The 25,443-nt window shown below is 40.7% G+C and carries 25 protein-coding genes; 7 read left to right on the top strand and 18 right to left on the bottom strand.

Annotated elements, in window-relative coordinates; translation table 11 throughout:
- Nucleotides 1-191: 191 nt before the first annotated feature.
- The 3 genes from F994_RS10000 to F994_RS10010 are packed head-to-tail and all read right to left on the bottom strand — an operon-like array spanning nt 192 to nt 3,112.
- Nucleotides 192-1,646 carry an NAD(P)(+) transhydrogenase (Re/Si-specific) subunit beta gene (locus F994_RS10000; RefSeq protein ID WP_004650249.1) on the bottom strand — a complete coding sequence of 485 codons (1,455 nt, stop codon included), beginning with the start codon at nt 1,644-1,646 and terminating at the stop codon, nt 192-194.
- Nucleotides 1,647-1,973 (bottom strand): proton-translocating transhydrogenase family protein, encoded by a 327-nt coding sequence (locus tag F994_RS10005; protein WP_004650250.1) that lies wholly within the window; start codon nt 1,971-1,973, stop codon nt 1,647-1,649.
- 11 nt (nt 1,974-1,984) lie between these two features.
- Entirely contained in the window at nt 1,985-3,112 is a 1,128-nt protein-coding gene (locus F994_RS10010; RefSeq protein WP_004650251.1) for a Re/Si-specific NAD(P)(+) transhydrogenase subunit alpha, read from the bottom strand.
- Between the two features lie 975 nt (nt 3,113-4,087).
- Here F994_RS10010 and F994_RS10015 point away from each other — a divergent pair.
- A complete protein-coding gene (locus F994_RS10015; protein WP_004650252.1) occupies nt 4,088-5,014 on the top strand; it encodes a DMT family transporter in 927 nt (308 codons plus the stop codon).
- Here the strand turns inward: F994_RS10015 and soxR are convergent.
- Nucleotides 5,011-5,523: a redox-sensitive transcriptional activator SoxR gene (soxR, locus tag F994_RS10020; protein WP_004650253.1), complete on the bottom strand. Its 513-nt coding sequence runs from the start codon at nt 5,521-5,523 to the stop codon at nt 5,011-5,013. The two genes, F994_RS10015 and soxR, sit on opposite strands and share 4 nt — an antisense overlap.
- A 71-nt stretch (nt 5,524-5,594) precedes the next feature.
- Between soxR and F994_RS10025 the strand changes: the two genes are divergently transcribed.
- Together F994_RS10025 and F994_RS10030 are read left to right on the top strand one after the other, a co-directional pair.
- Entirely contained in the window at nt 5,595-6,023 is a 429-nt protein-coding gene (locus F994_RS10025; RefSeq protein WP_004650254.1) for a RidA family protein, read from the top strand.
- A 20-nt stretch (nt 6,024-6,043) separates the two neighbouring features.
- Nucleotides 6,044-7,234 carry an MFS transporter gene (locus F994_RS10030; RefSeq protein WP_004650256.1) on the top strand — a complete coding sequence of 397 codons (1,191 nt, stop codon included), beginning with the start codon at nt 6,044-6,046 and terminating at the stop codon, nt 7,232-7,234.
- Nucleotides 7,235-7,309: 75 nt separating this feature from the next.
- Here the strand turns inward: F994_RS10030 and F994_RS10035 are convergent, their stop codons facing one another.
- From F994_RS10035 to F994_RS10100, 14 genes are all read right to left on the bottom strand, one after another.
- The gene (locus F994_RS10035; RefSeq protein ID WP_004650257.1) at nt 7,310-7,954 is read right to left on the bottom strand and encodes a hypothetical protein; all 645 of its coding nucleotides are present in this window, start codon (nt 7,952-7,954) and stop codon (nt 7,310-7,312) included.
- 714 nt (nt 7,955-8,668) lie between these two features.
- Complete coding sequence (locus F994_RS10040; RefSeq protein ID WP_004650258.1) at nt 8,669-9,415, bottom strand: M48 family metallopeptidase; 747 nt, start codon at nt 9,413-9,415, stop codon at nt 8,669-8,671.
- The gene (locus F994_RS10045) at nt 9,415-12,663 is read right to left on the bottom strand and encodes a type I restriction endonuclease subunit R (protein WP_004650259.1); all 3,249 of its coding nucleotides are present in this window, start codon (nt 12,661-12,663) and stop codon (nt 9,415-9,417) included. Before F994_RS10045 ends, F994_RS10040 begins: the two co-directional genes overlap by 1 nt.
- Entirely contained in the window at nt 12,660-13,886 is a 1,227-nt protein-coding gene (locus F994_RS10050; protein ID WP_004650260.1) for a restriction endonuclease subunit S, read from the bottom strand. Before F994_RS10050 ends, F994_RS10045 begins: the two co-directional genes overlap by 4 nt.
- The gene (gene dinD, locus F994_RS10055; RefSeq protein ID WP_004650261.1) at nt 13,879-14,727 is read right to left on the bottom strand and encodes a DNA damage-inducible protein D; all 849 of its coding nucleotides are present in this window, start codon (nt 14,725-14,727) and stop codon (nt 13,879-13,881) included. Before dinD ends, F994_RS10050 begins: the two co-directional genes overlap by 8 nt.
- Nucleotides 14,724-16,334, bottom strand: a complete 1,611-nt coding sequence (locus F994_RS10060) for a type I restriction-modification system subunit M (protein WP_004650262.1) — start codon at nt 16,332-16,334, stop codon at nt 14,724-14,726. Before F994_RS10060 ends, dinD begins: the two co-directional genes overlap by 4 nt.
- Before the next feature lie 71 nt (nt 16,335-16,405).
- Entirely contained in the window at nt 16,406-16,636 is a 231-nt protein-coding gene (locus tag F994_RS10065) for a hypothetical protein (protein ID WP_004650263.1), read from the bottom strand.
- A 9-nt stretch (nt 16,637-16,645) separates the two neighbouring features.
- Nucleotides 16,646-16,891 carry a DUF2188 domain-containing protein gene (locus F994_RS10070; protein WP_004650264.1) on the bottom strand — a complete coding sequence of 82 codons (246 nt, stop codon included), beginning with the start codon at nt 16,889-16,891 and terminating at the stop codon, nt 16,646-16,648.
- Nucleotides 16,892-16,971: 80 nt separating this feature from the next.
- Nucleotides 16,972-17,553, bottom strand: a complete 582-nt coding sequence (locus tag F994_RS10075; protein WP_228128048.1) for a restriction endonuclease subunit S — start codon at nt 17,551-17,553, stop codon at nt 16,972-16,974.
- Nucleotides 17,554-17,940: 387 nt separating this feature from the next.
- A complete protein-coding gene (locus F994_RS10080) occupies nt 17,941-18,987 on the bottom strand; it encodes a DUF932 domain-containing protein (RefSeq protein WP_004650266.1) in 1,047 nt (348 codons plus the stop codon).
- Between the two features lie 111 nt (nt 18,988-19,098).
- The gene (locus F994_RS10085; RefSeq protein WP_004650267.1) at nt 19,099-19,398 is read right to left on the bottom strand and encodes a hypothetical protein; all 300 of its coding nucleotides are present in this window, start codon (nt 19,396-19,398) and stop codon (nt 19,099-19,101) included.
- Between the two features lie 119 nt (nt 19,399-19,517).
- On the bottom strand, nt 19,518-19,898 hold the full coding sequence (locus tag F994_RS10090) for a hypothetical protein (RefSeq protein WP_004650268.1): 381 nt from the start codon (nt 19,896-19,898) through the stop codon (nt 19,518-19,520).
- 11 nt (nt 19,899-19,909) lie between these two features.
- Complete coding sequence (locus F994_RS10095; protein WP_004650269.1) at nt 19,910-20,491, bottom strand: hypothetical protein; 582 nt, start codon at nt 20,489-20,491, stop codon at nt 19,910-19,912.
- A gap of 18 nt (nt 20,492-20,509) precedes the next feature.
- The gene (locus F994_RS10100; RefSeq protein WP_004650270.1) at nt 20,510-20,770 is read right to left on the bottom strand and encodes a hypothetical protein; all 261 of its coding nucleotides are present in this window, start codon (nt 20,768-20,770) and stop codon (nt 20,510-20,512) included.
- 688 nt (nt 20,771-21,458) lie between these two features.
- Between F994_RS10100 and F994_RS17620 the strand changes: the two genes are divergently transcribed.
- The 4 genes from F994_RS17620 (at nt 21,459) to F994_RS10115 (ending at nt 25,439) form a co-directional block, all read left to right on the top strand.
- Nucleotides 21,459-21,605: a hypothetical protein gene (locus F994_RS17620; RefSeq protein WP_004650272.1), complete on the top strand. Its 147-nt coding sequence runs from the start codon at nt 21,459-21,461 to the stop codon at nt 21,603-21,605.
- A gap of 155 nt (nt 21,606-21,760) precedes the next feature.
- The gene (locus tag F994_RS10105; protein ID WP_004650273.1) at nt 21,761-22,906 is read left to right on the top strand and encodes a hypothetical protein; all 1,146 of its coding nucleotides are present in this window, start codon (nt 21,761-21,763) and stop codon (nt 22,904-22,906) included.
- 665 nt (nt 22,907-23,571) lie between these two features.
- A complete protein-coding gene (locus F994_RS10110; protein WP_004650276.1) occupies nt 23,572-24,489 on the top strand; it encodes a YagK/YfjJ domain-containing protein in 918 nt (305 codons plus the stop codon).
- Nucleotides 24,489-25,439 (top strand): hypothetical protein, encoded by a 951-nt coding sequence (locus tag F994_RS10115; protein ID WP_004650277.1) that lies wholly within the window; start codon nt 24,489-24,491, stop codon nt 25,437-25,439. Before F994_RS10110 ends, F994_RS10115 begins: the two co-directional genes overlap by 1 nt.
- Nucleotides 25,440-25,443: the final 4 nt, after the last annotated feature.

Here is a 25,443-nt window from a genome sequence, read left to right on the forward strand (position 1 = left end):
AGAGTAAAAAATAAGATAGCGCTACTGTATGTCGCACTTTATTCAGCACATAGTAATATTGCGCCAAATAGAAGAGTCAAAATTAACAATGATGATTGTTTTTAGAAAATAGCAACCATAAAAAACCACCCGAAGGTGGTTTTTTATCTCCCTAAATCCCTCTTTATCAAAGAGGGACTTGAGACTTTGATTTAGTGGCCAGAACCATTAATTGCTTTGGTCATATCTTCCACAACTTTCTTGGCATCACCAAAAATCATCATGGTTTTATCATTATAGAACAAGTCATTGTCTAGACCTGCATAACCTGTCGCCATTGAGCGTTTGATCACCATAATGGTTCGAGCGCGATGAGCTTCAAGAATTGGCATGCCATAAATCGGTGATGTTGGATCGTCTTTTGCCGCAGGATTGACTACGTCATTCGCACCAATCACCAGTACCACATCTGTTGCTGGGAAGTCAGAGTTGATCTCATCCATCTCTAAGATGTCTTCATACGCAACATCAGCTTCAGCCAGTAATACGTTCATATGGCCCGGCATACGACCTGCCACAGGGTGAATGGCAAAACGTACCGTTACACCTTGTTCTTTCAAAATATGCGCAAGTTCTTTTACTGCATTTTGTGCACGACCTTGTGCCATACCATAACCCGGTACAATCACAACGCTATCTGCATTCGACATTAAGAAACCGGCATCATCCGCAGAACCTGAACGGTGATTACGTTGAACTTTATCGCCTGCCGCTGCTGTTGGTGCAGCTGTGCCACCCATTGCACCACCAAACAATACATTGATGATTGAACGGTTCATCGCTTTACACATGATGTAAGACAGAATCGCACCCGATGAACCCACCAGTGAACCCGCCACAATTAACATGTTATTTTCAAGCGTGAAACCAATCCCCGCTGCCGCCCATCCAGAGAATGAGTTTAATAGCGATACCACAACTGGCATATCACCACCGCCAACAGGTGCAATCCACACCCAACCCAAGATCAATGCCAGAGCAGTCATTGCCCAGAATGCTTGCATGTTACCTGTTGAGAAGAACATGAAACCACAGACCAGCATTGCAAGGAAAATGCTGGCTTGTAAAGGTTTAACCCATGCACCTGAAATGGTTTTCGCCCATTTTTTTGCAGCCAATTTACCATAAGCAAATACAGATGCTGTAAAGGTAATCGCACCGACAAAACAACCGACAAACAATTCAAATAAATGAATTTTGCTCATGTGTGCATGTTCAACGCCTGCTGCGGTTAAAGCCGCTTCGTTTTCAACAAACAATGCTGTGAGTTGGTTATTATGCAGAATTGCAGCAATCGCAATCAATACCGCAGCCAAACCCACCAATGAGTGCATCAATGCCACTGTTTCAGGCATTTGTGTCATTGGAACAGTACGCGCACGTGCAATACCAACAACCCCACCTAAGACCATTGCACCGACAATCATCCAAACTACAGGATGATTTGCCACAAAGAACGTGGTGATGACAGCAATCGCCATCGCGATCATACCGTAGCGGTTACCTGCAATTGCGGTTTTAGGACCTGACAAACCACGTAGCGTTAAGATAAAAAGAACGGCGCCTACTAAGTAGAACCAATCCGCATAGTCTCGAATAAATTCCATTTACGAACCCTCTTTTTTCTTTTGCTTAGGCTTAAACATTTCCAGCATACGTGCAGTTACTGCGAAGCCACCGAAAATATTGATACTTGCCAAGAACACAGCAACCGCACCCAAAATGCTCACCACGTTAATGCTTTGGAAAGCCACGTTTGCATCAAGCCCAATACTTGGCATACCCACAGTTTGAATCATTGCACCAACGACAATAATTGAAGACAAGGCATTGGTTACAGCCATTAATGGTGTATGTAAAGCAGGTGTTACCCCCCAAACCACGTAGTAACCTACGAAGATGGCAAGGACGAAAATTGTAATCGTTTCAACCATGATCTATCTCCTTAACCACGCTTTAACAGCACTTGGCCGCCGTGAGTGACAAGTAGGGCTTTTTGAATTTCTTCTTCCTGATTTAAAACAAAGTTCTTATCAGCATCAAAAAGTGTTTCTAGGAAATTAAAGACATTACGTGCATACAGTGCCGAAGCTTCTGTCGCAACTGTTGCCGGAATATTTGGAATACCTAAAATCGTTACGCCATTATCGGTAACCACATTTTCACCGCATTTTGAGCCTTCAACGTTACCGCCTGACTCAACTGCCATATCAAGGATGATTGAACCCGGTTTCATTTTGGCCACCGTTTCAGCACGAATTAAACGTGGTGCATCACGACCTGGTAAAAGTGCTGTGGTAATCACGATGTCTGCATTAGAAACAGCTTTATCGACAATTGCGGCTTGGTCTTTGATGTATTGCTCACCTGGCATCCATCCATAACCATTTTTAGCAGCATCGGCAGCTTTTTGCTTTTCATCGTCAGACATCGGGACGTCTAACCATTTACCGCCTAAAGACTCCACTTGATCGCGAGCTGTTGGGCGTAAATCTGTGGCTTCAACCACTGCACCTAAACGCTTTGCCGTTGCAATGGCTTGTAAGCCTGCAACACCAACACCCATAATCACTACACGAGCCGGTTTTACCGTTCCCGCAGCGGTCATAAGCATTGGGAACATGCGTTGATATTCTGCCGCAGCCAAAAGCACAGATTTATAACCAGCTAAGTTGGCTTGAGAAGAGAGCACGTCCATGTTTTGTGCGCGAGAAAGCGTACGAGGTAAGAGCTCTAAAGCAAATGCAGACACCTGCGCGGATGCAAATTGGTCAAGTTCAGTATTACGATACGGATCAAACATTGCGATCACAGCGGTATTCGCTGCAAGCTTTTGAATTTCATCACCTTTAGGGGCACGAACTTTCAAAATAATTTGACTGCCTGTATAGGCATCATCTGTAATTTTAGCACCGACCTGTTCATATGCACTGTCAATATAAGCGGCTTTCACGCCTGCTCTACGTTCAATGACGACTGTATGACCAGCACTGATCAACTTCTTTACTGTTTCTGGCGTTGCTGCCACACGATTTTCACCGAGAACAGTTTCGGTTGGGATTCCGATCTGCATGAGCCTTCCTCAAGCTAGTTTTTCTTAAGTAAACATCGCTATTCGCAATGTTTCCCCCTAGATGCATTTTTGTTGAATTTTTGGATTCTAATTGAACTGTTTTAAATTACCACCCAATATTTATTTAATAAATACCCATATATTGAACTGGTGATTCACAAAAATTATCATACGATAGAGCATTTATTTTTTTGGCTTTCATTAAAATTACTTTTATCTGCTTAATTGCCATTGCGGTACTTTGTCAATTTTTATATTTAAGCACTCGTCATTATTGCTTGAGATTGATTTAAAAATAAACATTGATCATTCTGACAATCAGCACTTTTATTACCCAGCGAGTTATTAGATAAAGATGTTCTTGTTGAGCACTAAAATGGCACATTTAGCTTCTACTTTTTATGAGATTGACTAAAGTGACAGAATAGAGAAAATCCGCCAGCTAAAAACTTAACTATTTTTTTCCAGTTCATTTAAAAAAAATCAGCGACCAAGCAAACATTGCGCTCTTTCTATTTTCCTCCATTTCAATTGTTCGTTTTAATAACAGCATCTATTTACCATCCGTCGAATTGGGTCAAAAAATAATTACATTTTTTTTGATTGCCATTTCGGTAGGTGATGATTTAGCCTTTATTTAATCTATTTGAGTATTTTTCGCACCATCTTAGCGCAAATTTTAACTATTTTTAGCAATATCCTGATTAGGCCTCAGCAAAATCGTCATTTTTTTGCATTTCCGCGTTGCTTAGAGGCTAAATTTTTTTAATATTTTTAATAAAATCGTGACTCAACTCATTTCAACTGAGCTTTAGTTCGACTTAAGTCAAATAAAATCCAGAATTTTAAGGACTCATTCCAAACTGGAATCGCAGTCATCATCTTTTTGCATTTCAATTCTTCTGATAAAAACTTTATCATTCACATTTCTACACTGCATTACAGAGCGCAATAACACTTCGCCAAGTAGGTAAAATGAAAGGTTTTTTGACAGCGACACAATTAGGGTCTTTATGCGCAATTGGTGCTGCTTTTTTATTTAGTACCAAGGCCATTATTATTAAACAGGCCTATGCGCTATCGCCACTGGTCGACGGCACGGTTCTTATGGCGCTCAGAATGCTCAGTGCACTGCCCTTCTTTTTACTGCTCTGTTGGTTCAATCGCCAGCACAACAAAAATATCACGCCTAAAGACTGGATGATGCTGATTTTTGCAGGATTGATTGGCTATTACTTGTCTAGCTGGTTAGATTTTGCGGGCTTAATGTATATCAGCGCATCATTAGAGCGGATTATTTTATTTTTATATCCTACCCTCACTGTGCTTGCCTCTAGCATCATTTATAAACAGAAACTCAGCCTAAAAAGTGGCATTGCAATTGCACTGAGTTATGGGGGTACAGTCATTGTGATGTTACAGGAACAAAGTACAGTCCCGCATGAAGGCAATTTTTGGTTGGGCGTCAGTTTAGTCTTTGCCAGTGCAATCAGCTTTGCAAGCTATCTATTATTAACCCCACGTCTGATTGCTAAATTTGGCTCATGGAATTACACCGGTTTGGCCTTAAGCATTGCTTGTTTGGGCACACTCACCCACTACTTTATTGCCATCCCCAGTCCAATCGCATTACTCACGCAATTGCCCATCGGGGTGATTGGTTATGGTATCGCATTAGGTTTACTGGTCACGGTCCTTCCCACAATTTTGATTGCCCAAAGTATTTCACGCTTAGGCGCAGCACAGTCGGCAATGATTGGTTCAATTGGCCCCGTGTTAACCATTATTCTGGCAGTGGCTTTGTTGGGTGAACACATGAATGCCATCCAATGGTTTGGTTGCTTGCTCAATATTGTTGGGGTCATGATGATTACGCTATCGAAAAAGAAACTGGCGCACTAATCCTCTTCTACACACGGCTGCTGAATGGTTAAATGCTGTTGCCTTTCTTCCAGTTGCCATAATATCTGCTGAAAATGAGCGCCCGCAGATTGATCTGCCATTTGATCGTTTGGATTACGCAATGGACATTGTTGTAAAGACAAACAGCCGCAGCCTATACACCAATCGAGTTGTTGCCGGAGTTGCAACAAACTGACAATTTGCACATCTAAACTGGCTTGCCATTTTTGCGACATTTTTTGCCAATCGGCCTTGCTGGCCACCTTATTTTTTGGCAATACCGAAAAGGCTTCTTTAACTTGTTGCAAGCGCATACCGACTTGCTGTGCAACTTTAATAATAGCCACACGGCGTAGCATGGCACGTTGATAACGACGTTGCTTGCCTTCGGTACGAATGCTCCAAATCAATTCTTTTTCTTCATAAAAACGAATCGCGGGGACACTTACACCACTGCGCTGTGCCAGTTCACCTATCGTTATCCATTGATGTGCATCTTTTTCAGTCACAAGGCTTGACCTCAAGTTAACTTCAGCTTTGATACTAGCAAAATTAACCGCTCATTTCTGGACGATCGTGCATGAATTTAAGTATTGAACAGCCATCCAAAGCTTTTGCACTCCTTAACCCAAAGACACTTTATAACCCACAAGCTTTTGCGTATAGTCACATTGCCGAAGTGACACAGTTTCAACGTATCCTTCACATTTCAGGACAAGGTGGTGAAAACCAACGAGGACTTTTATCTACAGATTTTGCGGTACAAGTCAGGCAAGCCTTTCAAAATATTGAACTGGCTTTAAGACATGTAGACGCAACACTGCAAGATACTGCTGTTTTAAGAATTTTAGTGGTTGATCACAATCCCCAGAAACATCAGTTTTTAATTCAGGAAATGCAAAAACTTTGGAAAGATCAGCCTTTCCCTGCGTGTACGCTAATTCCTGTCCCGTGTCTTGCACTAGCCGGTATGCTGATTGAAATTGAAGCAACCGCTTATTGTCAGTAATACAAAAGCAAGGGACTTTTATGAACACCTCTCTCGACATCAGCCAAGATAAATCTTTGCTCTGGTTGATGGCTGTTGCCTGCGGTTTATGTGCAGGGGCAAATTATTATTGCCAGCCTTTAATCCATTCTATACAACAATATTTTAATGTCCCTGAATCTCAAGTGGCGTTAACCGTCACCTTTGCACAAGTGTCTTATGCCTTAGGTCTACTCTTTATTGTTCCTGTAGGCGACATTGTCAATAAAACCAAATTTATTCCCCTATTAATGTTTTTGGCTGCAATTGGACTATTTCTGTGTGCTTTTGCTGTCAATTTGCCTATGCTTTGGCTGGGAACAGTGATTGTAGGGTTATTTTCAGTCGCAGCACAGGTCTTAATTCCTTTGGCGGCCATGGCGGTCAAACCCGAAAAAACAGGGGAAGTACTGGGCTTTTTAATGAGTGGACTTTTAGTCGGCTTACTGCTGTCCACCAGTCTTGCAGGCTTACTGTCCAATCTATTCAACTGGAAACTCATTTATGTGGTCAGCGCGGTATTGATGCTGATTTTGGCTTTTTTACTCAAAGCCAAACTCCCTTCTATTCCAGTATTCAAAATGAGCTATGCCAACATTTTTAAATCAATGGCGCTGCTTTTAAAAGAAGAACCACGTTTAGGCTTACGTGCTTTAGTCGGTGGTTTTGCTTTTGCAGCAATGAGCATTCTATTTTCAACCATCGCAGTTTTACTCACCTCCTCCCCCTTTAACCTATCGGATGTCTTGGTCGGTGTTGTGACGCTGATTGGTGTCTTTGGTGCATTGGCCACAGCGAAAATTGGCAAAATTGCCGATCAAGGTCATACTCAATCACTGACTTGGATTGGTCTTTTTGTTCTTGCCATCAGTTGGTTATTTTTCTACTGGGGTGGGCAATATTTATTCAGTTATATTATTGGCTATGGGGTGATCAGTTTAGGCTTGACCATTGTGCATACCAGTAATCAAAATATTATTTTTCGTTTACGGCCTGACTCAAAATCACGAATTAACGCCATCTATATGACGGCCTATTTTATTGGCGGGGCTTGTGGTTCTGCACTTGGGGTTTATTCATGGCATCATGGCGGGTGGAGCATGACTTGTCTTGCAGGACTATGTTTGGTGACTTGTTCAGCACTGTTTGCTTTACTGGATCAACGCCATCATGCTAAAGCACATCCCATTTAAGCATGATAAAGCCTCTTTTTTAGAGGCTTTTTTTAATTCTTAGATTTTTAGTTTTAGTTATGATTTTAGTTTTCGTTATGAGACTTGTACCATCGGATAAAAAGGTTGCACCAAATCAAGACTCTGTGAATTTTCCAAAAATATATAGATAAACGTCGGTAACAATGCAGCCAAAAGAGTACAGGCATCTTGCAGTTGTTTACGATTGACCGCGCTATTGTAGGTCGTACCACCAAGGATCATTTGATTATGCAAGGTATACAGTCGATTAAAAACCATCCATAAAATATGGGCTGAATCTTTCGCCTGTAAAGCACGATGGGCCTGTTTTTTTTCCTGATCAAAACCGGCTTTCCAAGAGATTTGACTTATTTTCTGATTTTGATAATCCCAAAACCCTTGGTAGACATAGGGATTTTCCAATAATAAAACAATCAGATGATTAAGTTTTTGCCAAAGAATGTGATCAATTTTCTGCTCCTGATCCTTTTGGCAGATTAAAGACAAAAACTGTTTTAACGATTGTTTGTCCTGCATGATTGCAACATCTTGTGCATAAAGTGCATTAAAAGACACCCAAAGACTGATAAATTTTAGATCCAGATCCTGATCTAATTCGGCTGATTTTTTTAACCAACTTAAGCCGCGATGGATTCTTAAATTAAATGCATCCGAATGTTCGGCTTTTTTACTTTTAAAAATCTCTTCCAAAAGCATCATTTTTGTTCCCTCATAGTTTTTTTTATTGCTTACTAACATACTGAATGTCTGATGATTTCACAACATATCCATAAAAAACTATGGGTATATTCGTCATATCAGCTTATTCTTCATGTTTGCTGCTTTTTAGTACAATGCTATTGCTTTTTAAATAAAGCACGTATAATCCGCGCTTCGGTTTTTCATCGTTTTAGGTTTCTGCTCATGTCCGCTCTCCAGTCCTTACAGCCTCGCATTTCTGTCGCGCCGATGATGGATTGGATCGCATAACAAAAAAATAGCAATAAAATCAAACCATTATATAATTTAAAATAAGTTGTGGTGTAAGTTTGGTGTAAAATTCAACCAACTAGCCAATTGAACAAAAAAATCAACTAGAATTATCAATGTAAGCGGTGATAGTAAAATTTCTAACAACTATTCCATTATTAGTTAAACATTATAAAAATCTATAATATGCGCATATTTCTAAACATTAACTGAAAAGAGAAAACGTAAAATTGACTTAATTGTAGCAAATTTCAGACAATAACTATCCCTCCTGCTGCTCCCCCTTTATAAAACACTAGCAATCCTGTAAAGACAATATTTAGATGAACAACTTTAGTGCAGTATAGTAACCGCCCAATAAACTGCTAATACAATTTACAATCTAAAGCAGACGATACCACTGGAGCTCAAAATATATACTTTGGCACACAAGTATAACTTTTGCTAAATCAGCGCCATTTCTAGTTTTTGTTTGCGTCTTACCCAATCAGGTAACGAACGTTCGAGCAATTGATAGAATTCAGGACCATGGTGGTGATGCTCCAAATGACACAACTCGTGAATGATCACATACTCAATACATTCTTTTGGGGCTTTAATCAAATCCCGATTTAAAGTCAGTGTTCTATTTTTAGATAGGCTCCCCCAGCGTTTTTTGAGCTGCATGATTTTAACATTGGGCTTCTCAGAATCGGGATATTTAAATTTTTCCCAGCATTCTAAAAATATCTTATTTAAATAGAAATTCGCCTTCTCAAAATACCAATCCCTTAACAGTGACTTAACATGATCTGGTTTACCATTAGTTGAAGTGACTTCAAAGAAACCGGCTTTCAACGCAACACTATTATTAGGTTCAACCTCTACTTTTAGGCGATACTTCTTGCCCAAATATAAATGGCTTTCACCACTGACGTATTTTCTCGAAGGTGTTCTTGGGTCGAACTGGTCAAAGTAGCGGATTTGACGTTTGATCCACCGAGCATGCTTTTTAACCTTGGCTTCAATTGCGTCAGGGTCGGTGCCTTCAGGCGCTTTAACAAAAACTGATTTATCAGGATTAACCGATATTTCTAGCGACTTACGTTTAGAAAACTCTAGCTGGAAAGGGATTTCTCCCCCTCCATACACAACAGCTAGATTTTCAGCGCTTGCCAGTGGCATATCAGTTTGCTTGATGGTTGATGACATTAAGAACACCTCCGATGCTTCGCAACCTGCATGGTTTTCTCAATAATTTCATCCATTTGCTCTAAGCTCAGTGTCACACCATATTGCTCTTTGACTTCATCATAAAGAAAATCGTCAATATCATTCATCGCCGTTTTTTGAACATCGGAATCATCCCAAAAATCGACCTTCCAATGATTATCAATGATTTTTTGTATCGCTAAGGATGTTTGAGCGGCAATGGCATCTAGTTGGTCATCATCTAACTCGTTGAGTGTTTCAACTTGCTGAAACTGTGGCTTAATCAGGCCAAAGTAAGCACAGGCTTCGTCATTCTCACGAATACAATCGGGCATATCGTCATGCTGCTTAGTTGCCACTTTGTTACGAATATCAATCACCCGATTGAGATACTCCAAGTCTGATAAGCGTTTGGCCTTAAAGTCATCAATAGCCGCTTGGATCAGCTTTGAAAACTTTTCATAAAACGCAGGGTCTTCATCCATATTCTCCGAAATACTACGCTTAGTGGCATGGGCAATGGTGTCCGCTTTCGATGCTGTTGTTTTGGCTTGATAAACCCCTTGCTCTTCTTTCACTGCGGTAAACATTTTTTCATCAAAAATATTCACCGGCTCATTAAGCTGAGTCACCTCATTAGCTTGAATATGCGTATCCAATAGCTTTTTAATTTTTGGCTCGTAGTCACGATAATCAATCGCCTCAGCATAACGCAACTTTACCGCTGCCTTTAAGTTCTGAAAACGCTTTAAATCGTTTTTATAGGTTTGTAGCTTTTTCTCATCGGAGTTCATAATGAACTGCTCAGACGATAAAGCGATAGCCAAAGATTTACTGTATGCCGATAAGCATTCATAAAACTCTTCGCGCAATTCATCATCGGCCAATAACACCTCATAGGCTTCTTCGTCTTTTGAGTTTTTTACCTCTTTAAACAAATCCCATAAGTCTGAGTAACGCTGCGGCAGCTTGAACACTTCCTCGTTGATTGATGTCAGCGTACCCGCCAAGTCATCTTCGTCGAACCCTTCAAAGGCTTCATACATAGTCAGCGCTTTGTCTAACTCGCCCAATACGCTGGCATAGTCGATGATGTAGCCAAATTCTTTGCCTTCGTACAATCGGTTAACCCGAGCGATTGCCTGTAACAGCGTGTGCTCTCTCAGCTTTCTACAAAGGTACAACACTGTATTTCGAGGCGCATCAAAACCGGTTAATAATTTATCAACTACAATCAATATTTCTGGGTCATCACCATATTTAAATTGGTTGATGATTTGCTTGGTATACTCTTCTTCAGAGCCAAAGCGCTTCATCATTTTGCCCCAGAATTTACCCACCTCATCGGTTGGCCCTTCGTCCACTTCATCGTAGCCTTCACGGGTATCAGGGCCAGAAATCACGACTTCAGTGGTCACGGTGCCAATCTCTTGTAGAAATTGCTGATACTTTAACGCGGCTGATTTACTAGGGGCGACAAGCTGAGCCTTAAAGCCGGTGCCTTGCCAGTTAGCACGAAAATGCTCGCTGATATCAAAGGCGCGCATATAAATCACCTGATCGGCTTTATTCAACATTTCCGCACGGGCATATTTCTTTTTAAGGTCGGCTTTTTGTTCTTTGCTTAAGTCTGCCGTGTGGCGCTCAAACCATAAGTCGATAGCCGATTGATTCTGCTCCATTTCAACATGCCGGCCTTCATACAGTAGGGGTAATACTGCTTCATCAGCGACCGCTTGTTTAATGGTATAGTGCGGCTCAATCAGACCTCCAAATTTGGCAAAGTTATTCTTCTCTTTTTTCAGTAGCGGTGTACCGGTAAAACCAAGAAAACACGCATTTGGCAGCATTTGGCGCATTCTGGCCGCCAATGAACCAAAGTTGGTACGGTGACTTTCATCGACCAGCACAAAAATATCGTGCGACTCATCAACAAACTTTTCCGCCACCCAGCCTTTATCAAATTTATGAATCAACGTGGTGATTAGGCCCACTTTGTTTTTCAGGTGTTTCACCAAATTACGACCCGAGGTTGCACGTTCACGGCTTAAACCGCAGGCCGCAAAGGTATTGCCAAGCTGTTTATCAAGGTCGTCTCGGTCAGTAACCAAAATAATTCTTGGGTTGATCAACTGTGAATCCAGCGCCATTGCACGAGTTAACATCACCATGGTGAGCGACTTACCCGACCCTTGGGTATGCCAAATAATACCGCCTTGGCGATTTTCTTTAGCGTTGTTTTTCTTAATTCGGGCGATGGTCGCTTTAATCACAAAATATTGCTGATAGCGGGCCACTTTCTTAATGCCACCATCAAACAAAGTAAAACGGTATACCAAGTCTAATAAACGATCTGGGCGGCACAGGCTGTGAATGGTGTTATCTTGCTCAGTAATTAAGCGACTTCCTTCAGCCTCTAACGCATCAAAAAATGGACGGGCAGCGGCAAACTCACCACTAAATAACAGTGTTTTATTATCGTCGTTTAGAGCAGTATTTATACCTTTGTCGACATCGGTGGATTTATCTTCTTGTTCCTTCCACACGCCCCAGAACTTCTTAGGCGTGCCTGCTGTGGCATATTGCGCAGCATTTTTATTCACCGCCAGCACTTGCTGCACATAGGTAAAGAGGCGTGGAATATAGTCATCACCTTGGTTACGAATGTTTTGTGATATCGCTTGCTCAACATCCACTTTAGGCGATTTACATTCAATCACGCTAAAGGGAATACCATTCACAAACAGCACAATATCTGGGCGCACAGTGTCTGTACTACGCGCACGTTCAACAGAGAATTCGGCCACTACATGAAAGGTGTTGTTGCTAGGGGTTTTCCAATCAATGTAATTGAGGGTAAAACTCTTTGAGTCCCCCTCAATGGTTTGCTCCAGGGCTGAGCCTAAGGTGATTAAATCGTAAATAGACTCATTGGTTATTTGCAGGCCATCAAACTTAATATTTTTTAACTTTTGGATCGCAGTTTGAATGTTCTCTTCGCTAAACAGATACTCGCCACCTTTATAGTTAATGCGATTAATCTTTTTTAGCTGCTGGCGAAGCACCCCTTCCAAAATCACATTGGCGCTGCGCCCACCACGTTCAGCTAATGCCTGCTCTGGAGTAAGGTATTGATAACCCAGATTGATTAGCTGTTGTAGAGCAGGAATTTGCGACAAGTACTTTTCATTAAATTCAAAGCCCGAAGGCTCCGAGTTTACGTCGTAATTTACTGGCGGTGTGCTCATGTGATGCCCTCCTTACGGATTTCTTCAGCTTCTGGATGAGAATTACCTACTTGCCATTCACCAGTGAGCAGATTTTGCATCAACCCGCGTTTTTGGATGCGGTATTGCTTTAAAGTCTTATTCAGTAAACTGATCTCCCTTTGAGCAAGGTTGAGCTTGTACGTTACGCCTTTTTGTATTTCCATTGCTGGCAATGGAATGTCAATTGCTCCAAGATCTTTAAAGCTGACAGTTTCACGCACGCTACCCTGAGCACTGTTTTTTATACGTTGGCGCGCTTCGCTTGAATTAAGCCAGTGCAAAAAGTAGTCGCTACATACCTTTGTAGTGTCTAGTTTAAACACCACATACATTGGACTTAAAATGCCGTTTTCCCAATTATCAAGTCGGGCAATAGATCCCACATTGATTCGTGAAGGGTTATAAGCATATTGGCCTTTTCCAACGACTTTGTAATTTGAAACATTTTCGCTAGCAACGCGTCGCTCAAATTGCTCCTCAGGTAATACAAAACCACTGTGGTTTGTCACACTTAAAACGCGTTCAATCCCGCTGTTCTTATTGCGTTTAGAAACCTCTGACATCAAACTAGAAGTCGGTTTGCGTTTATGACCAGCACGGTTAATCAAGTTGGATGTTAACCACTCAAATTGCTTTTCCTTGGCGGCAATTAACGCCTCCGTTTTTTCGATAGCGTTGTCCCAGCATTCAAGGAAAGAAGCTATCCTTTTTTGTTCTAAAAAAGGCGGGATTGGCACAGGTAAAGTTAATAGTTCACTTTTAGTGATATTTTTCATACTATTACTTGTACCCGTAGCTAGACTCGATAACCTAAACCTCGCCCATGGTGAAGCTAAAAAGTATGCGAGCCACTTATGTTCAACTTTTTTTTCTGGGTGAGGGATGGTTTGCCAAAGCTTATCTGGAAGAAAACGATTAGGGTAATCTTCCGAAATGTAACAGCTCGCACCTACAAGCTCAGGGGTATTGCTTCGACTAATAATAATCTGTCCCTTTTTAGGAATGCACTTGGCTCTTTGAAGCTCGCTTCCTGTTATTTTTTTACTGGCTTGTGGGTTAAACTTACCATATGTCACAGCACTGACTTTTAAAACAGCGTAGTCGTCGTTAGAGGGTGTTCCATCTACACCATTTACACTTATGCCTGACTCTAAAGAAGCTATCAGCTCACCAACACGACCACTTTTCCATCCTTTATTCATTTTTATCTACCTCCAACTTCTTCTGCACTCGCGCCAACTGGGGGATGCCTATTTTCGGTGTTGGCAAATTCTCTGGCATGGTGCCGCCCAGTTCCTCAATGGTGGCGCGCACTTTTGCGCCTACTTCAAAGTGAGTTTGGTTGGCTTGCCTTTTAGTAGAAACCTGATCGCGTTTAAGCTTTTCTTCAGTTTGCGTGGCGCGGAATAGATTAGCGGCCAGCTCGGTACTGCCCATATGGTCGAGTATTTTTTGGCTCTTTTTTAAACCTTTGTGCTGGTGAATCGCTTTGTTGTCTAAACCGCCATACAACCCTTTGTAGCCGTGGTTTTGAAAAATGGCATAATCCAAGCCTGATTCAACACCCGCGTCACGGGCCGCGGCGGCCAGTTGCTTGTTATGATCGGCCAGCTCATTACGCAGCATTAAGCGCTTTTGGTCTTCATTTAATTGCTGAAATCCAGTGTCATCTTGCAACTCTTGGCGACGGGTTTGAATAGCAAAATAAGTCTGACCATTGGCGATCACCGGCTTACTGGCATCGCCGTTTTGCACAATGAGATAACAGGCGTAACGGGAAAGCTGATAATCACGCGTGGCTCGTTTAGCACCAGAGCCAATATCGACCATTTTTCCCACCTGGGAAAAATGGTCCTCACTCGATTGGCCAGAGCCCTCACAAGCAGTGATAGCTTTTTTAATAACGCGCTCAAACTTGTCCCAACTACTATAGTCAAGAACAGTTTGCAACTCTCTGGCATACCAAAACTCTAAGTCTTCAGTTTCATGCTTTAAGTTTTCGAAGGTGAGATGTTCTGCACTCATACCGGTATTGTCACTCATTCTGCCACCTCCGACTTATTTGCAGGCACAACATCCTTTAATAACTCAGCCATTTGGTTGCGAACGTCGGCTAGTTCGGTTTCAAGGGTGGTTATCTCAGCTTGTACCGCGACAATGTCGATCTCGACTTCTTCTTCAAAGGTATCGACGTAACGTGGAATATTCAGGTTGAAATCGTTCTCTTTAAGTTCTGCAAAAGTAGCTAAATGGGCGTACTTTTCCACCTCTTTACGTGCAGTAACCGCTGCAACAATTTTATCTAAATGCTCATCCAGCAGGATGTTTTGGTTTTTTCCTGCCTGATAATGGTCTTTACCGCTGGCATCGATAAACAACACGTCTTTGCAGTTTTCATTTACACCACCTTTTTCACGAGAGCGATCAAAAAGCAGGATGGCTACTGGAATGCTGGTACTTGGGAACAAGTTACCAGGTAAGCCGATCACTGCATCTAGTAGATTTTCTTCAATCAATTGTTGACGAATGCGGCCCTCCGCAGCACCTCTAAAAAGTACGCCATGAGGAACCACCACAGCAATCCGACCTTCTTTTTCAACCGCAGCTTCTACCATGTGGCTAATAAAGGCAAAATCTGCTTTTGATGCAGGTGGTAGCCCACGCCAGAAACGGTTGTATCTATCTTCCTCAACATCTTCTGAACCCCATTTATCGAGTGAAAATGGTGGGTTCGCGACCACGTTATCAAACTTCATCAGTCTGTCGTTTTCAACTAAAGCTGGTGAGGTTAAAGTGTTACACCATTCGATACGAGCAGAGTCTGAGCCGTGCAAAAACATATTCATTCGTGCAAGCGCCCAAGTGCTACCGTTTACCTCCATGCCATAAAGTGAGTAATTACGGTCTCCTACTTGACGCGCGGCTTCAATCAATAGCCCTGCGGAGCCACAGGTGGGGTCACAAATACGTGCACCTGATTTAGGCGCAGACAAGCGCGCAACCAGCTCAGATACTTTATGAGGCGTGTAGAATTCACCGGCTTTTTTACCTGCATCCGAGCCAAAGCGTTCAATAAGATAGATGTAGGTGTTGCCAATTACATCTTCCGACACGCGCGACGGACTCATGTCTAGTGTTGGTTTATTGAAGTCATCCAGCAAGGTTCTTAAGCGACGGTTGCGGTCTTTGGTTTTACCTAAATTGGCTTCGCTATTAAAATCAATATTACGGAACACACCCTCTAACTTTGTTTTGTTAGCTGTTTCAATGTGCTCTAAAACAATATTGATAAGCTCGCCAATGTTTGGCTCGTTTTTGCGCTCTAACAATGAATAGTAGTTGGCTAGAAAAGTGTCGGTAACGACGCTTTTTTTCTCTTTGGTAGCAGGGTCTTCCACTTCTTCAGTGAGTTCTACCATTGGCAGCACAAAGCGCTCGCGTTCAAGCTTACGTCTAATACGAACATCGTCATCACCGTACTGTTTTTTGTAATCTGCGTAGTGGTCATTCCACACATCAGAGATATATTTTACGAAGAGCATCACTAAGATATAATCTTTATATTGGGCAGGGTCTACTGCGCCACGGAAGGTGTCGCATGCGGCCCAAGCTGCATTGTTAATGTCTTTTTGTTGAATTTTATCGCTCATAAATGGCCTTCAATTTGGTCAGTATTCATAAAGCGGGGCAGGCTTTGCCCCGCTTGCTGTAAGTTAAAATATTAAGTATTAAGTACGGTTGATTGAGTCCATGTAATCGACCGCCCAAATGGAGGGTAAATTGATGTACTATCCTTTACGGTATACCTTGCAATTACTTCACCTTGTTCATTCAACTCTTCACATTCATAGGTATCAGTGTCTTGGCCTTTTCTTTGCGACCACTGACTACTCACGATTTTGAGAGTATGCGATTCAGGTAAACCAATTTTCTTCTTGTATTCATCAATCATAAGAGCTCCTTATCCTTTAATATTTCTGGGGTCGTTACCATGGCTATCTTTACGTTGTATCTGGCCATTTTGACCATGCACAACAAGCTCAGAACCTTCGCGTTTACTTTGTTCTCGCGCTGCGGCTTCGGCCTCTCGTTTAGTGCTGTACACACTTGAGGCACGTTCAGCACCACCTTTTTTGTTAGCCCATCCATCAGAATGCGGTACGACGTGTCGGGTATTGCCCTTGCTTGATGATGTTTTCTTTGCCATAATTATGGCTCCTGTATTTGGATTGAAGTTTTACTAAAAGTGCTGTCACACTTTTGGTTGGTCTAACCCGGTAACTGTCATTACTGGGTATTCATTGCTAAATGCATTAAAATTGCGCCTGTTAATACCTCCTTTTTCTTTGCTAAAGCATTCATTAGCTTTTGTTCGTCGATAGATAATTGGTAAATTTTAATTATCTTCTGCTGTACATCTAAGCTTGGTACTACAACCTCCAGGTCCTCAATTGCCGGTATTCCTATCATTCTTACTGCTGTCCCCGTTGCCTTACTTTGCAACGCTGCTTGCGAAGACGGTTGATTAATAAACCAACATAAATATGCCGGCAAAATCAAATTACTCTCAACCCTAATTCGTAGTAAAGGAGCTGCAATAACTGCGTCTTTTAGTTGCTGATCGATGATTGCTGCTGTATTTGTTTGACCTCTGGAACGAAACGCCAAATCATTAATTTTGACCCTGTGATGCTCCTTTAAATCCTGCATATCAATCTGCACTAACTCTTTAGCATTAAGTCGGTTATCTTCAGTTAGATCTTTCATCTGAATAACTGAAATATTTCCATCAGAATCAGGTTCGATTTTTGAACGAAAAGAATGTCCCGTTTGTATAGAGGCAAGCTTTTTAAGTTTTATCCCCATCATTCCCTCATTTTGCTGTAATGGCGTTTCTGCAAACTATGACTTAGTGTAAGATGAGACTTTCGCACTGTCAATAGTTTATTTTACAAAAATGGCGTTACTACAAGTTTCAATTTAAGTTTTTCCAATACATTACTTGGAAAAGCATTAATTCATAAGCATTGAAAAAATTAAAGCCCACCTTAAATTTTCAAAGTCAAGACACTGCTTAAGTATCAGGTCTTCTTAATTCGGTGAATTTATTCAGTACTGCTATTCGAATGACTATTCATTGTTTATTTCCGTATTTTATTAAATTTCGGGCATAAAAAAGCCACATCCGAAAATGTGGCTCTGTAGTCTCTTTTTACTGTTTGCTCGTTAATCGGATGGGTTGTTCGTTGATTTAAGTTAGTCAATCATCTTTAAAGCTACTTCTAATCCTCGTTGTTTTAAGCCCGCCCCTGCACCGAACCATGCTGAATCTAAACGATGATCCTGACTCATGGCTCGGCGCTCGTGGTCTGCAAATTCCGTAATGGAACACAGTAAGCCATAAGCGGTGTCTTTAGCTGAGCTGAGTTCTGCACCGCGACCATGCCCGTTAAACATGGTCATAACTTTAGACATGGCACGGCCATTCGGTTCAGTCTTATTTGCAGCTTTGGTTATGTGGTTAGCTTGTCTGGCTACATTACGATAGAACTGAATAATGCCTTCGTCTTGCTCCGCCATGCTTAGGCTAGTGTTATTAAACACCGCATCGAAATAAGCAGCAGCTTCAGTCTGTGTAACTTTACGCTGACTGAGTTGTTTCATTTCATACATGTGCTCGTTCCATGCCCGCACTGAAATCCCCAGTTGCTGTTTGATCTTCTCTGCATCAAATTTGGTACTGTGTGGCACTTTGACTACGCCTGTAGATGTGCTCTGACCTTTCAGCGCAATCGCTAGAGTGTTATTACATACCACGCGAATACTGGTGAATTGCGCCGTGGTCGCTAAGGTTCCATCACAAGCAGTCGCCAAGAGAATATAACCATTACTGACATCTTTACCTTTTAAAGCTGAGGTCTGTTCAGTCTTGGCTAAAGCCCAGAATTTCTTGCCGCCTTTCAATACTCCTGCGGTTTCCAGTTCAAAGCCTGATTGTTCAGTCAGATCACGATAAAACTCTAAAATTTCAAGTGGTTGGACTTCCTGATAACGTTGACTGACTACCGATAAAGGGGCATACGTATCAGAACGGTATAAAACCCGTTGTTCTTCATAGGGCATGATGATGCTTTGCCCACGCTCGTTTTGCGCCATATAGCTGACATTCGAGCTTTCAATCTGCCAGTCCATGCCTGCCTGTTTGGCCCAGACTTCAATCGGTTGATTGGGCGTGAGTTGGTTGCCTAGACCATGCCAAGGGGTTTGACCGACATAAGCCATGTTTTCAATTTGATGTGCCATTGTGAATATTCCTAAAATAAAAGTGAAAGATGTAAAGATGCAGAAATGTGCTGTAAGGGTTTAAACAATCCATCTATTTAAAGATGTAACTGTGTAAAGTCTGAGATGCGATTACGGCATCCATGCAAACTGTTGTTGGCAATCTAAGCAGACATACTGCTCGGCATTGCTGTAGTACTTTTCAAAGTAGTATTGGCTGACGACGACTAGGACGCCACCGATGACCACCCCGACCGTGGCGCCAATAAAAGGTGAAACGCCTGCTTTTTTCGCGATCTGCATGCCGAACATCGCCATTTGTGTTGGTGAGATACAGCGTTGTAACTGTTCGAAATAGTTGGCGTGGGCATTGCCTGAATCGGTCTGTCTGACATGGGTAGACTGACAGTAGGGACATTGAATAAAGGACATTGATATTCCTTGTGAAATGAATTCAGTGCGAAGAGCTGAATTGAGGGCATAAAAAAACCGTGCCCATTGAGGACACGGTTTGATTTAGTTTTTGCTTTGTCGTTGAGAGTCGAGGGCCGTTATTGGAAGCTATAGCTTGCAGTGCCTTTTTCCGTTTCAACGTCAACACGCACTACATTGTCATAGCCACAGCCTGTTAATTTCAGTCTTAAACGCAGACCCATTTTAAAATGCTGTGGATATTCCAACGATCGACGATAGCCTTCGTAACTGCATTCACCGTTGTTGATCAGCACATTGGTGACATCAATCGGATCTGCACTATTAGAGCGGATCGTCAATACTGTAGCGGACTGATTTTGGGCATACCAGTTACTAGTATCTTTGACATCTAGTTCTACCGTAAATGTATTTGGATCAAGGCCAGAACTGCATCCACTCAACAACATTCCTGTCGTTGCAGTTACTGCGAGTAGGATGGGTTTAAAAAATTGCTTCATACATTTCATCCTTAGCAGTAGTTATAGCTCACGCTATAATCGCCCGTATTTAAATCAATACTGACCAGATGAATTTCACAGTCTGTGCCATTATCAAATTTATAAACGTAGTAACGATTGCCCGCCTGCTCCGATTCCAGCGCTCCATGTTCCTGCAAGCTGAAGTCTTTCACTGATTTGCCTGTATCTTTTGCGGCTTTGGCGAAGACATAGCGTTGATACTTGTCTATGTTGTCCTGCTCAAACTGAGGCAGTTCGTCATAAGGCAGCATCGACAGTAAGGTATCGACAGACTTTAAGTTTTTATCAAACTCAAAACTCAGCAATTCAGGTTCATGGTCTGCTGGACTCAGACTCTTGCTTCCCGTGGTCAATTCTTTGACATCGATGCCATCCACTTCCGCTGCGGGAATCTCGGTTGAGGCTGGTTCTGAACTGGCAGATTCCAAAGGCTGTGCAGAGCTAGCCTCAGAAGTGCTGGCTTGAACAGTTTTTTCAGTTACATGCTTGGGGCTAAAGAAATAGAAACCTGCAATGCTGATCAAGGTCAGGGCTAAGATTGTCGCCAAGCCTAATATGGTTTTTTGGTTCATCTCAAATGCTCCCCGTCTTTAGTTGGGTACAGTGACTTGACCATTCTGAGCATTAAAGTGAACAAAGCGCGGACAACCACCCTGAAAGTTCACCGTGAAATTACGCCAACCACGGTTGCCCGGATTGGTTTTATACATGCACTGATACACCCCGCCACCCAAATTGCGGGCTTTAACAAAGTAGGCTTCACTGGCTTGCGCAAACCAGCCTGCCTGCGCCAATGATGCACCTGCAAGTAGTGATGAAATAAGGGCAGTTTTTAGGAAGGTTTTAAACATAATCATTTTCTCTTTTTATAGGCATCACTCGTCTTGGTCTCAATCAGACGCAGTGCTCCCCATGCATGAATGTTGGAATGAATATCAATGTTTTTTTGAAGTGTTATAGACGATAAAGCACACGGATCTATGACCCTCAAAACAGCATGAGAGATTCATCTTCATATCGGTAATATGTACTTAAAAAAGTTTTATTCTTAGAAAGGCATCGACACAGCTATGCATTGACTGCACAGCATCAGGTCTAATCACCCAACGGTACAAACATGAAAAAAGAGAAATATAAAAGACGGTCTTGATGTAAGCGCATGGCGTACTCCTAGATGGTTTAGAAGTTCTACCAAGTCACTGTCAAATGATGGTGGCAGAACGAGAAAGGGTTGACAGACCAGTCATCTAGGAACTGGCACGCACAAGGCGTCCCTCCCTCGCCCTACCGCAACGAAGGGGGACGAACGAGTTCGCCACCAAAAAATTACTTTTTTGATGTGCTAGATGATAACGGTCTGTCAAAACCGACTGACGATGTAGGTCAGCAGGCTAAGGATAATCTGCGGATTGTAGAGCGTCAAGCAATCAGCTAATACGTAAAAAATTAATGTTATATTGCATCATTTGTAGTATTGAAACCTTAGCTCTTTTTCTGCATATTAATCCAACTAAAATTTTTAATTAAGGGGGATTAAACATGAAACAAGATCTAAATCTTGAACAGCAAGAAGAAGATTACAAAGAAGCTCGCGAAAATGAGATTCAAAAAATTGCTGAATCCGACAATGTTTCATATGAAGTTGCTGCTCAAACTTGGGAAGACCTTCATAGCTCAGGTGAATAAAAATCAAAAATAGCCCTATCATCTAGGGCTTTTTTAGGCCTTCAACTTTAGAAAAGACACGGCGTTAACGCTTTTTTAGTTATAAGTGTCTTACACTCAATTTAATGACTTTTAAGCTAAAATAGTTAAGTATGTACAACTATTGAAGCCAGATTATGCGTATTAAAAATAAACAAAAGAAGCCAGACAACATAACAGATCAATTTGAAAAATTAGAAAGACCAGATCCAACTGAAGCCGATCTAAAATTAGCTGAAAAAAATTTTAGAGCTTTTCTAAAAGAGATGTCATTACAACAAAGTCCCTGTATCTCTGAACTGCACCAGATCAAGACCACTTATAAAGATATAAAAGAAACAAAAATACTTACCCAAATTGAAATTGTGTATTCAGGTAAAAGCTACCCCTACAATTTTCTAAATATTAGAGGTACATTAATCCCAGACTACTTGCATAAAGAAATTTTCCAATGCAACTTTCTCGATGTAGAGATAATGCGTGCAGGTACATACAATTCCAAAAATAGCATTATCCAATTATTTACAGGCATAGTTATAATTTTTTCGACTTGTATCAAATCAATTTTAGTAGAAGTGGTTGATCCGACAATTACCATAGAAGCGAGCTTACAACGCTGCCAAGAAATTATTGATACATATGAGGAAGACCGTCATAAGTCAATACTTTCTATTTTCGAGTATCTAGCAAAAGCCATAGACATATACGAAAAACTTGATTTGCTTGATTCCTTTATCAAAGATCCAGAGGGTGCTAAAAAGCAATACAAAAATGAGCCTTGTTTTATAGATAAATTAAAGTCTTATCGCGAATCAATGTATATAGATTCAGGCATTCACTTAGAACAAGCTATAAATGAATGTATTGCGCTTGGTCTTTTTAAACAATACCAAAGATCTTCGACATCAAATAAAAAAATAGAGAATATACCAGTTATATGTGAAGGACATACTTTGTTAAACAATACAAAGTTACTTAAAAAACTAAATGGCTCATCATTAAATATTGAGGGTAATTTAAAAAAGAAACACAATTTTGAAGCTATTGATCACAAAATTTTAGAACTTCTCAAGCAAGACAAATTCAAGAATAAATATAAAAGCAAGAATGCAGCTGCTGAGAAAATAGCAGATGAGATTGCAAAGGAAATTGAGGTTTTCATGAATAATGACCGAAACCACAATAACCACAATCAGTACATTAAGCTAGAGAACTTACCAACCAGAATACTTAAACTCATCAACAAAAATCCTGACCTTTACGAGCAAATAATCCATAAGTAACTGATTTTAATGTTGAATAAGTTTTTTTAAATTACTTGGACGGCTCATTATTAATTTTTCAATCAAGTGTAAATTTACTGTCATTGGATAGTGTCCTTTCTGCTTCAAGGTAGCTATTCAATTTAATGGGCTTTTCCCATAACTAATCCAAAATTTAGGACAGTAAGTATGTACACCGCAATATTTAAAAAACCTTCGGGTTCATCGCTTAATCAAAGTATAAAACCTCGATCAGGCCGAGCTTCTGGATTAAGGATAATATTACTATTAAGTATATATTATCCCAATAAGCATACTAATTATCATCTGGGTAGTTTGTATATACCAATTCCAGTAGTGTTATACAAAACACTACTGATTATTAATCAGTATAGATTTAACTGCTATAAAGCTAAGGGGTACACTCATGCCTCTTAAATCTTACAAACCTCAGACACCTGTGATTGTTTATCCTCTCATTAGCGATGGTGCATTTGAACTTCTGCCATCATCAGAGATTGAACAGACCATTTTATATCGTGACCACCGATTGAAATGTATGCTCAATATAGTGTCATTCGTCAGGGAATGTTTAAACGCAAAGCGAATTTGCAGCCAAAGTTGAACCCGATGATTTCAACGTATTTAAGGGCTTCTTTTACTACGCTCAGTGGATAAGACCATTTGTGCCTGTCTTTGATGATATTACAGGCATTGATCTTAATTACCTGAAAGACTTTATAGTCTGTGAAGAAATATTATGTTTCTTCAAAGCAAAAGAACTTTTAAATACCGAATTAGATCTGATTGGGTTATTTGAACAACCAAATTCCCAACCTCTTGTACATATACAGCCAAGAGCAGATTTATTAAATCAATTCGTTCAACTGATTCGTGAGCAAATGGGTAGCACTATAGTAAAAAATGTTATCCGAAAACGTGAGGAAAAGGCTAAACAAAACTTAAAGTCTTGTCGTAAAGCGATAAACCAATGCTTTGCCAAATTCAGCAAACTTTTGGTTATACGTGTTGATTTTGCCTTTAAGCCACCTTTAGAGAACTTAACCCCTTATTGTCCAGATGAACTACAACACCCCTTTCATTCTGAAAATGCCTTGCAATCTTTAAAAGAGCTAATTGCACAGTTATTACGGAATAGAAGGCATAACAAAATATTGAACCAAATCAAGGGTTATATTTTGAAGTTTGAACATGGGTTAAAAAAGGGCTTTCACGTCCACGCTCTGTTTTTTATGGATGGTAATTTATATCAAAGTGATGGGTATTTTGCACATGAAATTACCAAGTACTGGAAAAAGCTTACGAACGATCAAGGCTGCACCTATAACTGCCACATGGCAAAAGACAAATACAAAACTCTATGTATAGGAATGATTGACCACACAGATACCGCAAAGCAAAAGGCGTTAGATGATTGTGTTCAATATTTCTGTAAAAAGGAACAGTACTTCATGTTTAACAAACTAAATAGCGTTAGAACAATTCAAATTAGTCAGCCACCTCAACGACGCTCTAATGCTGGTCGTCCAAGAAAAGCTGTTAACACAACTTTGTTGAATAGCAAAGATAAGGGGGATTTCTAATGTTGACTAAGAGAGATCTTTCAGTAGCTCATACTGCATATTTTTGTAGCACTGGTGCACGATTAGCACTATCACATCCAAGTCCATCTGATATTTATCAAGCAACATCACTTATTGGAAAAGCATCTGCTAAAAGCATTGAAAAAGCCCTTAAAGGCTCAAATGTCGCTATTATGCAAGCAATACAAACAATTCCTTGGCTGAATAATGCACCATGGTTTAATGGCAATATGTTAAATATTAGCCTGAATCCATATAATGCAAACTTAGGTAATCTAGCTTATGAGCATGGCTTAATTCAGCAAAATCAAACTGCTACCATTAATCCACTTGCTGTATCTTATTTATCTGAGCATTTCCAATATCGCATACAAACTATTGAATTTACTAAGAGCCTTATCGAATGGTCTAAGCCTTTTGAAGGCTCAAAGCAAGAATTGGATACAACATTTCGAAATATTGAAAGAAGCTCTTCTGGTTTTGAGCTTCAAGAGTTCTGCCTTAATTATGATACGGATCAAAATAATACTATACATCTTAATGGGTTAGAGAAATTTATCAGTAATGAACTAAAAATTCAGCTGAATCAGATCGAGCCTGATAAATGTTTAGCCATTTTGTTAAAGAAAGAACCTTGTTTAAACAAGCGCATGAATTTGCGCTATATCGTGATCTTGCAGAAAGATTACATTGATGAACCATCAGGGTTTACAGACCTAAGCTTCTTTCAAAGTATAAAAAATACTGTTGAATCAAATAGCTGCTATTACTTCAACTATGATTCTGGATGCCTAAATGGGTTTCTTGCTAACAACCGTTTTAGTAAGAAAAACCCAAATTATAGGGAGCGTATCAGATGCCTAAAAAGCTATCTTATAGGTACAGATGCATTATATAGAGTAGATGGACTACAGACTTCTCTTGAGATTTTGTACTCAAAATTTGTCTAATAGG

This window comes from Acinetobacter bohemicus ANC 3994 (genome assembly GCF_000367925.1).
Classification (GTDB): domain Bacteria; phylum Pseudomonadota; class Gammaproteobacteria; order Pseudomonadales; family Moraxellaceae; genus Acinetobacter; species Acinetobacter bohemicus.